The organism is Nonomuraea sp. NPDC049152, assembly GCF_040648355.1.
In the GTDB taxonomy this organism is placed as follows: Bacteria; Actinomycetota; Actinomycetes; order Streptosporangiales; family Streptosporangiaceae; genus Nonomuraea.
The window spans coordinates 12,647-25,539 of the sequence record NZ_JBEZDO010000044.1 but is presented as its reverse complement, the minus strand read 5'-3'; the positions used below and the strand labels follow the sequence as shown (position 1 = coordinate 25,539).

The window sequence follows — 12,893 nt, the reverse complement described above, 5'->3', positions numbered from 1 at the left end:
CTGATCAACCCAGTTACGGCGCTCACTGTGGCTGGCCGCCGCCTGCCGCGAGCTCGCCGTGTTACGCACCAGGTACGAGCGAGTGCTCGGCGCCGAGCACCGCGCGAGCATGTGCGCGGCGCTGGCTGGACTGCATGGTCACGATGGCGGCGCCGGTAGGCGCGTGGGACCATGCGGCATGCTGACCTCTCTTGAGGTTCCAGGCATGCAAGTCAACCAAAGTGACTCCACGAAACCCAGAGCACATCAAACCGGGCGGGCCTCCAGATTCATGGAGTCTCGCCTGTTCTCGTGGATCCTCACAGGCTGTGGACTACCGGCGCAAAGGCCAGCCGATGAGTCCGAACGTCTGCGAACGTTTGACTCCCTTGCCGAGACAACCCGGCTGGCATATGTGTGAAACATCGCCTGCTGGAGGCAACTTTGGCACCCAACCGATGGCCGATCGGCACCTTCATGCACCGTCTGTCGGACGAATTGCGCTCGGAGCTCCTTGAGCTCGGGACCTTGCGCTCGCTCCCGCCTGGACATGCGCTGATCAGGCAGGGAGATCGCGGCACATCGGTTTGGATCCTGTTGGACGCGCTGGTCAAGGTGACCGGGGGCGTTGAGAACGGTGTGGAGGCGACCCTGGCGATCCGCGTGTCGGGCGACATCGTGGGCGATATGGCCGCCATGGATGGGTCGCCGCGGTCGGCGACCGTGACCACCTGCGGGCGCGCTGTCTGCCAACAGGTCAAGGGCCCGGTGTTCCGCTCTTTCGTGACCCGGCGCCCGGCCGCGGCACTGGCGCTGACGCAGGTCGTGGCCGAGCGGCTGCGTTGGGCCAATCAACGGCGCCTCGACTTCGCTGGGTATGAGACGAAGATCTGCCTGGCACGCGTGCTGATCGCGCTGATCTCGCGGCACGGCCGCACCACGGATGATGGCGTGAGCATCGGCATCCCGCTCACGAGAGCCGAACTGGGCATGCTGGTGGGCGCCAAGGAGATCACGACGCAGAAGGCACTGCGCGAACTGGCCGCGGAGGGGGTCATCCGGCGAGGGCACCGCGACGTGGTGGTGAAGGACCTGGCAGGGCTGACTGCGCTCGCCGACCTCCCGTTCCTCGCCAAGCCATATTTCTAAGGCTTCTGTCGCCGGATGGTGCCTCACGGTAGAGCCCACCCGCTCATTGGAGATGCCATGGTCATGCACGACTACCGCGTCCTGCTCACAGCCGACATCGAGAACTACGGCGGACGAACCGACGCCCAACAGCGAACCCTCCAGTCCGGCCTGATCAGCGCTATCGAGACGGCGGCGGACCGCGTTCAGCTGGACCACGAGTCGTGGTCGCGTCAGGTGGGCGGTGATTCGCTGACCGCCGTCCTTCCCGCCGAGCCGGGCCCTCTCGTCACGATTCCTCTTCTCCTCGACCAGTTCCTGACTGAGCTGGATGTGGCCATCGCCGCACACAACAGCCGACGCGCCGATCCCACCTGGGCCCGGATGAGAATACGGCTGGCCGTCCACGTCGGACCGCTGCAGTTGGACGGCGCGGCCGGGTGGCCTGGGCAGCACGCGGTACAGCCCGCGAGGTTGCGTGATTCGGCACCGATCCGGATCGCGCTCGACACCTTCCGCGACGCCGACCTGGCACTGATCATTTCGCGGGAGGTGTTCCGCGACTACGTGTCACAGGGGCCGGGGCGGCCCAGACCGTCGGAGTTCCTGGAGGTTGCGGTGGCGGAGAAGAAACAGGAGTACCCGGCATACCTGTACGTGCCGCACTTCGATGTCCATGACATGGAGATTCCGGAATCCCTGCTGTCCAGCGACGACGCCCCGTCCCCACCGCCGTCGGGCAGCGGATCGATCAAGAACCGGGTCAAGAAAGGCGACATTCTTTTCGCGCAAGGAGACATCAACGTCACTCATGGCCCGAAGCGGAGGAAGAAATGAGCGATTCCCCGCCTGAGGAATCGAGACCCGAGGCCCCGCAGCCGGAAAACCCGAAGGTCGAGGACACCTCGCCTGAGGAGCCGGATGAGGCGTCCCAGGAACCCGACAACCAATCGATCCGTAACGAAATGACCGCCTCCGGACAGGAGTGGCTGGAACGCAGGCAGAGCCTGGACGACCTGTTCGCCGACGAGAGGCCCAGCACCGGCACCCGAGACTTGAAGGGCCGCGTAAGCAACCGCGTCAAGAAAGGAAATATCTGGTTCGCCCAGGGCGACATCCACGTAGACCAGGGGCGGTCACAACCGGCAGCGACAATCCACGAACTGACGGTAAACGAGATCGAGGACCTACGACGAACGCTGGTATCGACTCAGTCGCAAGCCGAAGCACGCAGGCTGCTCGACAGCGAACGCCTGGTCCTGCTCGGCGGCGCGGCGGAGACAGGAAAGGCGACTACTGCCCTGGCGGCGCTGCTCGACTGGGGTGGTAGGGCGAGCTGGATCATTCCGCATGGAGCGAGCACGCCGAACCCCCGCGACTGGAAACTGGAATCGGGTCACGGCTATTTGCTGGACCTGGTCGATACGCCCGATGCCGTGGACAGGGTGACCACGAATCTCAAGCGCGCCGGAGTCAACGCGGACTGCAGGATGATCGTCCTGGTGCCGGAGCACATCAAATCGTCTGTCGCGCCCATGGTCGAGCACGACCCTCCACCGAGCAGCCGGATCTTCGCCAAGCATCTGTCTGTTCAGGCACCGGGCGTACGGCTTGTCTCGGACGATCAGCAGCTTCTGGACGAGGAGCTCCGAGCCCTTTTCGCGCCCTGGCAGGTGGTCGAACTAGCCAGGCAGGTGGCCGCCACCGTGGAGTCCGGCACCTCCATCGAGGTCATGCTGAACCGGCGGTTCAATCGAATGCGCGCGAAGGTGGGCGAAGACCTCGAGAAGCGCAGGCCAATCCTGGGCCGGTGTTTCATGACGAGCATTGCCGTACTCCACGGGTTGCCTGAGGCGGAAATCTCCGCCGCGGCGCTGGCCCTGGCCGAACGGCTCGACGAAAAGTGGCGTCGTGAGCGTTCGCCAAAACCGGTCCAGCTCTGGGAGAAGCTGCCCCTCTGGCTGAGTTACGTGGATGCCGAGGCCACACCCGCCGGGCCCGGTGGTGGGCGGAGCATAAGGCTGAGACGCCCCAGCCTGGCGGCCGTCATGCTGCGCGTGATCTGGGAGGACCAACCGACCATCCGCGACTCGTTGGTCGACTGGCTGCTCTGGCTCGGCGGTGAGGGATCTTCGCATACGAGGATCAAGGTCGGACACGCGGTCGGAAAGCTTGCGACCTTCGACTTCGCTCTCGTGAGCGAGCGGTTCCTGGAGGTGTGGAGCCGGTCCCGCCGGTCCCGGGATCATCAGCTCGCTGCCCTGGCGCTGGAAGCCGCCGCTGAGGACCCGTCGATGACAGGCCGTGTCCATCTCCATCTCCGTTCGATGATGCAAGGCAACGATGCAAAGAAGGCGATCGCGATCCGTGCCTACGCCTCGTCTGTCGGTCTCTCCGCACCCGACCAAGCCCTCGCCGCGTTCAGGACCTTGGTTCTCACCAGGGGCGTCAAGTTCCACCACGACGTGGCTCAGTCCATCGCTTACCTCTATCGCGTGGACACCGCGCACACCATCGTGAACGACCTCGCCGACTGGGTCGGTGAAGGAGGACAGGCCGGTCATCGCAGCGCCGCCCTGGCCTTTGGACGGCTGGCCGCGCTGCCCGTTTCGTCCGCTGAGCGGCCGCATCTGAGCCGGCTCGATCCGCATCCCTCGCTGGTGACGCTCTGGCGCAACGCGCTCAGCTACGAGGAAGGTGGCCGCCTGGTCGTGCCCGAGTCCTGGGACCTGCTGCTGAGCGAATGGCTGAGCCATTACGACGAGCGGCCCACCGTACGGGAGATCACGGACCAGATCTTCAGCCTGACCGATAGGCGGAACGCCAAGCGGGCCCTGCTCTACCTCCGGCTCTGGCGGCATCAGGGCGAGATCGCCGCCGATCTTTACCATCACCTGCGTCAACTCGTTCATAGGAGCTGATCCCATGCGTAAATGGCTGGCACCCATGCTCTATCACGTCCAGCAGAACGGCCCTGAGGCCGAACCGCCCGTCAACATCGAGCCGTTCGTTCTGGCCTCGCCCGCCAAGGGCGACGCTTACGACTTCTCCGTCACCCTGCTCCGGACCGCGACCTCGGCGGGGAAGCGGGCCCGAGCTCTCTTCAACGATGAAGTGCCCGAAGCCGAGGCGGTTCTCCAGCGCGCTTGCGAGGAGGTACGTTCGATCACCCGGCGGTTCGAGATCACGGAGGCGGGCGCGGCGGAGGAGGCCGCGAACGAGAGACTTCGATCGATCTCAGGCTCGATGACGGGAGTCTACCGATGGACGGTCAGAGCCGAGGTGAATGTTCCCGAGGAGATATGCCAGCTCAACCGGGATACTCACAGGAAGCTGCATGACATCAGATCCAACGCCGCGGCGGCGCTGCTCCAGATCAAGAGCACCGACGAGGTCCGGCAGAAGTGGCAGGAGTTTCTCGCCGCCGTGGAGGGAAGCGCCCGAGTGGTGCACGCGATCCAACTGGCTGTCGCCCCGGAGCAACTGCCACAGATCATCGCGGAGCTCGTCGAGCAGCGGCAGCAGGGAGCGCAGAAACTGCTCGGCACCGTCGACAGGATCATGCAGAGCTACCAGGCGGTGGACATGCTCGACTTCGTCGTCAGCAACGAATCAGTGCTCCGTAGCACCCTGGAGCTCCTCGGCCTGCCTGTTCCGCCGCTGGAGGACGACACGCTGCTCGTAGGCAGAGCTTGACCTGCCTGACCGCGCAGGCGCCATACCTACGGCTGCGCGGTCACGGCAGAGAGCCGGTGAGCACGACGTTGATGAGCGCCGCGCTCACCGTGGCCGTCATTCCACTCAGGAGCAGCCAGAACCCCCAGCGGATGAGGCGATACTTCCGCCCGACGATGCGGCTGACCCGGTACAGCTGATCAGCGACCCGCTCCAGGTCCAGTGCCGAAGACCGCATCAGAGCGCTGGCGACGGTCGCCGTGGAGTCGAGGTGGAAGATATCGGCGTAGTACATGACGGCGTCGTTCCCTTTCCGTCGATCCAACCGCGGATAGACCGCGCCGGCGAGCACTACCACAGAAGCGAGCGCTGCCGCCGCCCCTGCCCACCACAGCCACTCGACGGCATTGGACATTGCGAAAGGTGACCAGCTTCCCGCGAGCAGACCGCCTGTGACGGCGCCGAGGCCGATGCCAACGATGCCGAGGAGGACCTGGGCTTTGGTGTCCGCCCGGTTGAGCTCCTCGCGGGCCTCGCTGAGCATCTGTGTTCCGTATGCGCACGCATCGTCCTCGGCTGCCTGCCGTTGGTCTGGAGTGGTTTGGGTGAGGGCTCGCATGATCTTGTTGAACACGAGGAACCTCCTGGCCGGGGGGCGATCACAACGCAGAGCATTCCACGACCGCTGTTGGTTGAAGCCCATGATGCGCTTCGCGCCCGCTGTTCAGGGGGCTGTCTGCATGATCGTGGGCCACGTGTGGGCCATCCATGGCCTTGATCGATTGACATTCGCGCGTCGCCCCTGGTCAAGGGCGTGCTCACCAGCAAACCTGCAATGCTCTCCGGAGCCGGGTGCGCAGGTTCGAATCCTGCAGGGGCACACTCGATCTACGTAGCAATACGCGCACTGACCTGCAGAGATGCAGGTCTTTTGCGTTTCTGGGGTGTGCGACCGGATGCGGCCGACGGCAAGCATGTGCCCATGATCACGTACCAGCCGCGTACCGATCTTGGTCGCGATCATATGGCGGTGGAGGACAGCGTCAGGGGGAATCGATCGGGGGCCGCCGGCCCAGGGCTTCGGCGTAGTTGAGCTTTGTCCGGTTCGTTGATCTGATCACGTGAGGCCGAGGATGGCGAGACTGCGGGTGGCATCTCGGGAGACGTGGCGAATGGCGTGGGCGAGGTTTCTCGCTCCGGTCAGCCGTAGCGCGCCGATGGCCAGGTTGCGCAGGGTGGCCATGGCGCGAGGTGCGTTGCCGGTCCGAACCTGGGAGTGGTCTTCGGCGTGGGTGACGTCGCGGACGTAGTGGAGTTTGTTCTCGATCGACCAGTGTCCGCGGATCCAGGTGGCGAGGTCGGCGGGGCTGGCCTGCCAGGCGGGCAGGCTGGACGGTGACGGTGGTCCACTTGCCGGTCTTGAGGTTCTGCACCTGCCGCTTGATCTGCATCGCCTGGACGGCGTGGGGGAACAGCAGGCCGGCCTTGACGGTGACGGCCTCGAGGGTGCGGCGTGCGTTTCTGCCGTGTCCGCGGTCGCGTTCTCGGTGCTGAACCGGGACCTGTTTCCACAGCAGCCGTTTGACCTGGTTGTACAGGCTGGGCTGGTTCTTCTTGACGATCAGGACGTAGTCGGCGGCCTTCCGCTCGATGAGGAAGCTCGCGTGCTCGCGCTGGGTGTGCAGGGCACAGGGTCGACTCATCCGGCGGCTGCCAGGCCCCGCTCAGCGGATCGCGCCGCACTTTCAAGGCGGCCATGACCTGGGCGGGAGCGTCAGCGATCCACTCGCCGATCGCGGCAAACGAGCGTGCCCCGGCCAGCACGGCCACCGAAGCCATCGCCAGCAACGAGGCCAGCGCGTGACGAACGCCCCGCCCGCAGGACGGATGACCTTGGACTTGGTGAAGTAGGCCTCACTTGCTCTCATGTAGGGCGCAGAACAGGCCGACTGGCCGACCTGCAGGGTCGTCTGCGTCGCTGAATTCCGTGATCATGGCTCGAAGTGCTTGCTGGAATTCGACGTACCGCTCAGGCGTCAATCTGACCTCGATGGACGCCAACAGCGGCTCGGTGTCGGTGGAGTCTGCGGCTGCGGCAAGGTAGCTATCGCGGGCGCGGTCGAAGCTTGCGGCGTCCAGTGCTCTGGACTGCTGTCTGCCTTGCGGGCTCAGCAAGCTCGCGTCCAGGTACAACAAGACCTGGCATGCTCGGTAGCTTCGCTCGGCAATCCCCGAGACCAATCGGGACGCGGCGACTTCGATCAGCCCGCGCGATTCCAGCATGTTGATGTGGCGGTACAGCTTGGTGACCGGCTGTCCCAGCTCGGCAGACAACTCCTTGACCGTTCGCACTGGCATCTCGTCGCCGGCGCCTGGCGTCAGCACCCTCAGGATCGCGAGGCGCGTGGGGTGGGACAACGCCTTGAGCGTCTCCACGTCGCTGACGGGGTTTGCGGGTGAGTCCATCACACATCCTGAGGCAGATTGTCGGATAGTCCTTGCAACCCATTCACGGACCTGACAGCATTCACCATATCGTGAATAGCCTGCCGATGAGGACCATGAGCATGGACATCACAGAGTCATGTACGGTTCCGCTGAGGCGCAACTGGCGCTTCCAAACGTTATGGATCGGCTCCACCACCAGCTTCCTCGGCATGGAGGCCGCCGATGTCGGCTACCCTCTCGTCATCCTGGCGATCACCGGGTCGCCGGCCCACGCCAGCCTGTTCGGGTTCGTCCAGCTCTCGGCCTTGATAATGCTCGGCCTGCCGGCTGGCCGAATCATCGACCGACGAGATCGGCGTCGTGTCCTACTCCTGGTCGAAGGCGTCCGGTTCCTTGCGGTAGCCAGCGCTGCCATCGCGCTTGCCATGCAGGAGCTGACGCTGGCGCACCTTCTCATCGTCGCCGCGATCCTCGGCGGCGGCGGAGCGTTGAGCGGCCCAGCGCGCATGTTGATCGTGCGGGAGATCGTACCGCCGGAGCAGCTCACAGCGGCACTCACTCAGGAGGAGGTACGCGACAACCTGGCGACTCTCCTTGGGGCGCCTTTGGGAGGGTTCTTGTTCGGTGTCCGGCAGTTCCTCCCGTTCGCACTGTCGGCTGTGACCTTCGCTGTTTCGTGGATTGCGGTATTGATCGTGCGGGTTCCGGCCAAGGGTGCGGCTCAGGAGAGTGCTCCCAGTGGCTGGCTTGACGGGGTCCGAATGCTCTTTCGGGATCCGGTCCTGCGTGCTGCAACGCTGGTGGTCACCGCGCTGAACACGGTGGGTGCGCCGCTCATGCTGATCACGATCGTGGTGCTTCGCGATCAGCAGATCCCGCCGTGGCAGACCGGGTTGGCGCTGAGTGGACTCGCTGTTGGCGGACTGCTTGGTGCGCCTCTTGTGCGGCCGCTCCATGGGCTTCGGCCGGGCATTGTGCTGTTAGGTGTGCTGCTGAGCCAGGTGCCGGTGTTCGCGCTGCTTGCGGTGCCGTTGGGACCATGGTGGGTGTTCGCCCTGCTGTTGTGGGCAATGCTTGGGCTTCCCGCGCTGGGCGTGCTTATCGACGTGCTCATCTTCCGCCAGGTACCGGACGACCGCCGGGGCAGCGTGATCGCCGCGACCACGACGATCGCCGGAATCGGCGCACCTGTCGGCACCGCGGCCGCTGGTCTCCTCCTGCAGTTTCTGGCCCCGAGTATCGCTCTGCTGCTCGTGGCGGTGGTGCTCGCGCTCGCCGGAGCGTACCTCGCGAGCAACCCAGGGCTGCGGCAGGCTCGATGGCCGGAACAACGATGAGCAATCAGGGCTCCGGCGAGGTGTCGTTGACAGCCCGGCCGGAGGACCGATCGAAGCTGGACACGCGAGCACCAGTCATATGTTGGAGACGGTAAATCTTCTGACGCTGATTTGGCTGCTGTTGCTCCAAAGTCCGACTCGGCCGCCATCCAGGTATGTGTTGTTGACGCCACTGAGCACAAGCGCATCATTGATCCACATTTGGATTCTGTTTCCCTCCACCTTCACTTTATAGGAGTACCATTTTTGCTGTTTCGGCTTAAAGGGTGCTGCATCAATCACCGTGTTGCCGAATTCCTGGGGAATCCACAGCACAGCAACATATTCTTCCCCAGAATCGTCACACGAAAATATCCCTGCCGCCGCACAATACCCAGCGCCATATCCAGGACCCTCGGCTTTCCGTACGACGACACCAAAAGACGCCAATGCAGAGTTCGTGAAATCGATAAATTGAATCTCGGCCTCGACGACGTAATCATCTACGCCTTCAAGGTCGACTGGGGCTGTCGCCGTCATCTCGGCGCTACTGGAGGTGCCATCGTTCACCAACATCCCGTCGGTGACCTTCCACCCCTCGGTAGTTGCCCAACCCGCCATGTCCTTACTCGAGTCTGCAGTGTAAGGGAGAGTGTCACCTTGCGCCTCAGGCTGGGTAGGGGGCGGTGAAGAGTCGGATGGATCAGGTTTCGGAATGACAGGAGGCGGAGGCTCCGGCTTCGGCTGCTGCTCCTGCTGCTGCTGCTCCTGCCCCTGCTCCTGCCCCTGCTCCTGCCCCTGCTCCTGCTTTTGTTCCTGCTCCTGCTTCTGCTCCTGCTGTTGCGTTGTTGACGAGCCGAATTGATGCTGAGCAAATTGAACGATGTTGGCCAAATTCGCAAGAAAAGCGACAATCGCGGCAAACGCTATACATGCAGCGATTACCCAATGCCTTCTTTTGCTGGTCGCGCTCATGGCTTAATCATGAATCTCAGAAGGAGTCGAGATACAGCGGCAACGCCGTCACGCCTCCGAAGTCGTGACTCCGGCCCGAGAGATGAGATCGTACCGTCCGTCGTACGGATCGTAATTATGAACGCAGTGAACGCAGACAGCTCGGTGAGTGCCTTTTGCCGCCAGGCCAGCACATTGGGCAGCAGCTTGTCCGGGCCACGCGTCAGGTAGGTGCCGTCCACCGAGCATGCCTCAGCGACCTCGTGGCATACCGGTAGCGGCGGCCGGAGTTGACCCTGCCCATGTGCACCCACTTGTTGATGGAGCGGGCGACGCGGGCGAGGGTCGCGGCCGCAGGGGACAGCTTCCACTCGGTGCTTGTGACCTGCAGCGCTCGTTGGCCAGGAATCTGCAACATTATCTGGCCGCATGGCACGGACAGCGATGTGTTGAGTTGGCCCGATCACGAGGGCGTTGGATCTCGGCGTCAGGGTCGGCGGATCAGCCAGGGGCAGGCGATCCGGTCGGTCTTGGGCCGGGCCTGGTCACCCAGATCACGATGGGTCTCCAGTGGGAAGTTTGACGCGGCGGAAGATCCGCCACAGGGCCAGGTCGTAGAGGGTCTTGGCGGTCCCGGCGATGAGGAACGGCCAGGCCAGACCGAGGGGCTGCAGCAGCCCGGCCAGCGCGGGACCGGCCGGGCGGGTCAGGTAGCGGGCGGTGTTGGTGACGGCGGCTGTGGTGGTGCGCTCGGTGGGCGGGACCATGGCCATGACGTAGGCCTGGCGGGTGGGCACGTCCATCGAGGACAGGCAGGCGCGGGCCAGCAGCAGCCCCGCCGCCACTGGGAGCCCCGGGGCGAAGGCGACGCCGATGAGCAGCAGGTTACTCGGCAGGTGGGTGAAGACCATCGTGTTCAGCAGCCCGATCCTGGCCGCGATGACCGGCGCGAGCAGGAAGGAGGCGGTCTGCAGGACGGCACAGCCCGCGAAAAGCAGCCCGATGCTCGCCGTGTCAGCTTGGTAGTGGACGCCCAGCCAGTAGGCCAGGTAGGCCTGCACAACGAAACCCCCTGCCAGGCTGTCCACGGCGAACAGCGCCGCCAGCCGGACCACGACCGGGCGAGGCCGGACCGGTGCGGAGGCCTGAACCGAGGCCACCTCGAGCGAGGCGGGCAGCCGCAGGGCCAGCAACGCACCAGCCACGCCCACGGCCAGCAACACAGCGCCGAGCAGCGACCGCGAGGGCGGGAGCGCGCCCAGCAGCGCGCCGGCGGCCCCGGCGGCGGCGGCGACGGCGTTGTAGAGGCCGAAGCCGCGCACGGCCACGCCGCTGCCATCCAGCATGACCTGCTCCACGGTGGTGAACGGCCCGGACTCGACCACCTCGACCGACAGCGCGCCGGACAGAGCGGCCAGGCTCAGCAGCCACACCGGAGCTCCGACCGCAATCAGCGACCCGCACAGGGCCAGGGCCAGGTACAGCACGGCGTAGGAGCGGCGACGGCCGAACCGGTCGCCCCAGCGGGCCAGGGCGATGCTGGCCAGCGCGCCCCCGGCCATCACGGCGGCCAGCACGAGACCGACCCCGGCGGCCTGCAGTCCCTCGGCCCGCAGCAGCGTGGCGAGCTGGACGGCGGCCAGGCCGTATGCCAGACCGCGTAAGGCCTGCGCTGCGAAGATCAACCGCGCGGCACTCACGCGGGCACTGGATCGACCGGGTGCACCTCGTAGCCGTCTGCGGCCAGCCACTGTGCGCGCACTCCCGTGCCGCCCCCGACGTCGAGGATGCGCGCCGGAGGCGGCACTGCCCCGGCCCCGGCCAGGGCCTTGCGCAGCCGGTGCACCAGCGCGTGCAACGCGTTGACGGTGCCCCCGGACGAGTGTTCCCCCCACAGGCCGTCGAGCAGCGAATCGACCGACACCACTTCGTTCCTGGCCAGTGCCAGCCTGGCCAGCAGCGCGCGCACCCTGGTGCCGCCCAGGTCGATCGGCGCGCCATCGCCGGCGTACGCCAGAACCGGCCCCAACACCTCAATCCGCATGCGCGACAGGCTACCGATCAAGCACTCCCTTACAGCAGGCCGGTGTGGCTGGAAGCGGGATATAAGCCGCCTGTCAGAGCTGCCGGACATCGTTCAGGACATCGGAAGAACCACACGGAAGGCAGTGCGATGGCAGCGAACGAGAACGTGCAGCAGGTGCTCGACTGGACCGTGGCGGAGGTCGGCGTCCCCGGCATCGTCGCCGAGGTCAAGGACGGGGACCGGACCTGGTTCGGCACCGCCGGTGTGGCCGACCTCGAGACCGGCTCCCCGCGCCGGCCGGGGGAGTACTTCCACACCGGCAGCAGCGGCAAGACCTTCACCGCCGCGACCATCCTGGCTCTGGAGGCCGAGGGCGGCCTCAGCCTCGACGACACGGTCAACGCCCACCTGCCCGGCGTGCTGGACGTCAACGGCTACGACGGCGACAAGATCACCATCAGGCACCTGCTCAGCAACACCAGCGGTCTGTTCCCCACCGGCCTGGCGCCGGAGGTGGCCCACCGCTACGCCACCCGCTCCGGGTTCGTCCAGCATCGCTTCGACACCTTCAGCACCGAGGAACTGCTGCGGGTGGCGGTGTCCCAGCCGCCGGTCGGTGCGCCCGGCGAACGCTTCGAGTACGCCAACGGCGGCTTCCACATCGCCGGCGCGATCATCGAGAAGGTCACCGGCAGCAGCTACGCCGACGAGGTCGACCGCCGGGTCATCCAGCCGCTCGGCCTGACCCACACCCGCGTGCGCCCCACCACCGACACCGGATACCCCGAGCCGCACCCGCGAGGCTACTCCCACCTGTTCCTCAAGGACGGCGCCGACCCCGCCGCGCTCACCCCGGAGAACTGGGAATCGCTGATGGAGGAGCCCGGCCTGCCGCCCCTGGACGTCACCGCGCTCAACTCCTCCCTGGGCTACGCGGCCGGCAACGTCGTCTCCACCACCGGCGACATGATCCGCTTCTTCAGCGCGATGACCACGGGCAGCCTGCTGCCGCCCGCCCAGCACCGGCAGATGTGGACCACCGTCTCCACCGAGGGCAGCTACTGGATGCCGCACACCCGCTATGGCCTGGGCCTGTTCGAGTTCGACAAGCAGGCGACCGGCGGCCGGACGCTGCGCGGCGTCGGCGGCAGCCTCTGGGGATCCTGGTTCTTCGCGGTCGGCACCCCCGACGGCCAACACACCGTCGCCGTCCACACCAACACCGAATGGAAGACCTGGGACCCCATGTTCAAGATCATCGAAGCGGAGTTCGGCGCCTCCATCGGTGCGTAAGCACGCTGCCCGCCACCGGCTCGCGATGTCCACCGGGGGCCAGCGCGAGCCGGTGGCCACCTTATCCCCTGAAA

At 65.6% G+C, this 12,893-nt stretch carries 13 protein-coding genes; 7 read left to right on the top strand and 6 right to left on the bottom strand.

Annotation, left to right across the window (positions count from 1 at the left end; all coding sequences use genetic code 11):
- Window positions 1-396: 396 nt before the first annotated feature.
- From AB0B45_RS46505 to AB0B45_RS46490, 4 genes are read left to right on the top strand one after another with little or no spacing between them, the layout of a single operon-like run.
- On the top strand, window positions 397-1,128 hold the full coding sequence (locus tag AB0B45_RS46505) for a Crp/Fnr family transcriptional regulator (RefSeq protein WP_358144634.1): 732 nt from the start codon (window positions 397-399) through the stop codon (window positions 1,126-1,128).
- 57 nt (window positions 1,129-1,185) lie between these two features.
- The gene (locus AB0B45_RS46500; RefSeq protein WP_358144632.1) at window positions 1,186-1,944 is read left to right on the top strand and encodes a hypothetical protein; all 759 of its coding nucleotides are present in this window, start codon (window positions 1,186-1,188) and stop codon (window positions 1,942-1,944) included.
- A complete protein-coding gene (locus tag AB0B45_RS46495; protein WP_358144630.1) occupies window positions 1,941-4,028 on the top strand; it encodes a hypothetical protein in 2,088 nt (695 codons plus the stop codon). The genes AB0B45_RS46500 and AB0B45_RS46495 overlap by 4 nt, the downstream gene beginning before the upstream one ends.
- A gap of 4 nt (window positions 4,029-4,032) precedes the next feature.
- Window positions 4,033-4,803, top strand: a complete 771-nt coding sequence (locus AB0B45_RS46490; RefSeq protein ID WP_358144628.1) for a hypothetical protein — start codon at window positions 4,033-4,035, stop codon at window positions 4,801-4,803.
- Between the two features lie 40 nt (window positions 4,804-4,843).
- Here the strand turns inward: AB0B45_RS46490 and AB0B45_RS46485 are convergent, their stop codons facing one another.
- Complete coding sequence (locus AB0B45_RS46485; RefSeq protein ID WP_357599437.1) at window positions 4,844-5,416, bottom strand: Pycsar system effector family protein; 573 nt, start codon at window positions 5,414-5,416, stop codon at window positions 4,844-4,846.
- Window positions 5,417-5,899: 483 nt separating this feature from the next.
- Window positions 5,900-6,025: a hypothetical protein gene (locus AB0B45_RS46480; RefSeq protein WP_358144627.1), complete on the bottom strand. Its 126-nt coding sequence runs from the start codon at window positions 6,023-6,025 to the stop codon at window positions 5,900-5,902.
- A 73-nt stretch (window positions 6,026-6,098) separates the two neighbouring features.
- Here AB0B45_RS46480 and AB0B45_RS46475 point away from each other — a divergent pair, with 73 nt between their 5' ends.
- Window positions 6,099-6,542, top strand: coding sequence for a hypothetical protein (locus AB0B45_RS46475; protein WP_358144626.1), 444 nt, complete (start codon window positions 6,099-6,101; stop codon window positions 6,540-6,542).
- Window positions 6,543-6,696: 154 nt separating this feature from the next.
- Here the strand turns inward: AB0B45_RS46475 and AB0B45_RS46470 are convergent, their stop codons facing one another.
- Window positions 6,697-7,248 carry a helix-turn-helix domain-containing protein gene (locus AB0B45_RS46470; protein ID WP_358144624.1) on the bottom strand — a complete coding sequence of 184 codons (552 nt, stop codon included), beginning with the start codon at window positions 7,246-7,248 and terminating at the stop codon, window positions 6,697-6,699.
- A gap of 101 nt (window positions 7,249-7,349) precedes the next feature.
- Here AB0B45_RS46470 and AB0B45_RS46465 point away from each other — a divergent pair, with 101 nt between their 5' ends.
- Window positions 7,350-8,567, top strand: a complete 1,218-nt coding sequence (locus AB0B45_RS46465) for an MFS transporter (RefSeq protein WP_358144622.1) — start codon at window positions 7,350-7,352, stop codon at window positions 8,565-8,567.
- A 75-nt stretch (window positions 8,568-8,642) separates the two neighbouring features.
- Here AB0B45_RS46465 and AB0B45_RS46460 read toward each other — a convergent pair whose 3' ends face one another.
- The 3 genes from AB0B45_RS46460 to AB0B45_RS46450 all read right to left on the bottom strand — a co-directional run bounded on the left by AB0B45_RS46460 (window position 8,643) and on the right by AB0B45_RS46450 (window position 11,544).
- The gene (locus AB0B45_RS46460; protein ID WP_358144620.1) at window positions 8,643-9,521 is read right to left on the bottom strand and encodes a family 16 glycoside hydrolase; all 879 of its coding nucleotides are present in this window, start codon (window positions 9,519-9,521) and stop codon (window positions 8,643-8,645) included.
- A gap of 533 nt (window positions 9,522-10,054) precedes the next feature.
- Window positions 10,055-11,200 carry an MFS transporter gene (locus AB0B45_RS46455; RefSeq protein ID WP_358144618.1) on the bottom strand — a complete coding sequence of 382 codons (1,146 nt, stop codon included), beginning with the start codon at window positions 11,198-11,200 and terminating at the stop codon, window positions 10,055-10,057.
- Window positions 11,197-11,544: a winged helix-turn-helix domain-containing protein gene (locus tag AB0B45_RS46450; protein WP_358144616.1), complete on the bottom strand. Its 348-nt coding sequence runs from the start codon at window positions 11,542-11,544 to the stop codon at window positions 11,197-11,199. Before AB0B45_RS46450 ends, AB0B45_RS46455 begins: the two co-directional genes overlap by 4 nt.
- A gap of 129 nt (window positions 11,545-11,673) precedes the next feature.
- Between AB0B45_RS46450 and AB0B45_RS46445 the strand changes: the two genes are divergently transcribed.
- The gene (locus AB0B45_RS46445; protein WP_358144615.1) at window positions 11,674-12,819 is read left to right on the top strand and encodes a serine hydrolase domain-containing protein; all 1,146 of its coding nucleotides are present in this window, start codon (window positions 11,674-11,676) and stop codon (window positions 12,817-12,819) included.
- Window positions 12,820-12,893 lie beyond the last annotated feature (74 nt).

Excerpts from the sequence above, each read along its gene's own strand:
- AB0B45_RS46495 (WP_358144630.1), top strand. The coding sequence starts at position 1,941 with ATGAGCGATTCCCCGCCTGAGGAATCGAGACCCGAGGCCCCGCAGCCG.
- AB0B45_RS46450 (WP_358144616.1), bottom strand. The coding sequence starts at position 11,544 with ATGCGGATTGAGGTGTTGGGGCCGGTTCTGGCGTACGCCGGCGATGGC.
- AB0B45_RS46445 (WP_358144615.1), top strand. The coding sequence starts at position 11,674 with ATGGCAGCGAACGAGAACGTGCAGCAGGTGCTCGACTGGACCGTGGCG.
- AB0B45_RS46465 (WP_358144622.1), top strand. The coding sequence starts at position 7,350 with ATGGACATCACAGAGTCATGTACGGTTCCGCTGAGGCGCAACTGGCGC.
- AB0B45_RS46500 (WP_358144632.1), top strand. The coding sequence starts at position 1,186 with ATGGTCATGCACGACTACCGCGTCCTGCTCACAGCCGACATCGAGAAC.
- AB0B45_RS46490 (WP_358144628.1), top strand. The coding sequence starts at position 4,033 with ATGCGTAAATGGCTGGCACCCATGCTCTATCACGTCCAGCAGAACGGC.
- AB0B45_RS46480 (WP_358144627.1), bottom strand. The coding sequence starts at position 6,025 with ATGGCCACCCTGCGCAACCTGGCCATCGGCGCGCTACGGCTGACCGGA.
- AB0B45_RS46470 (WP_358144624.1), bottom strand. The coding sequence starts at position 7,248 with ATGGACTCACCCGCAAACCCCGTCAGCGACGTGGAGACGCTCAAGGCG.
- AB0B45_RS46460 (WP_358144620.1), bottom strand. The coding sequence starts at position 9,521 with ATGAGCGCGACCAGCAAAAGAAGGCATTGGGTAATCGCTGCATGTATA.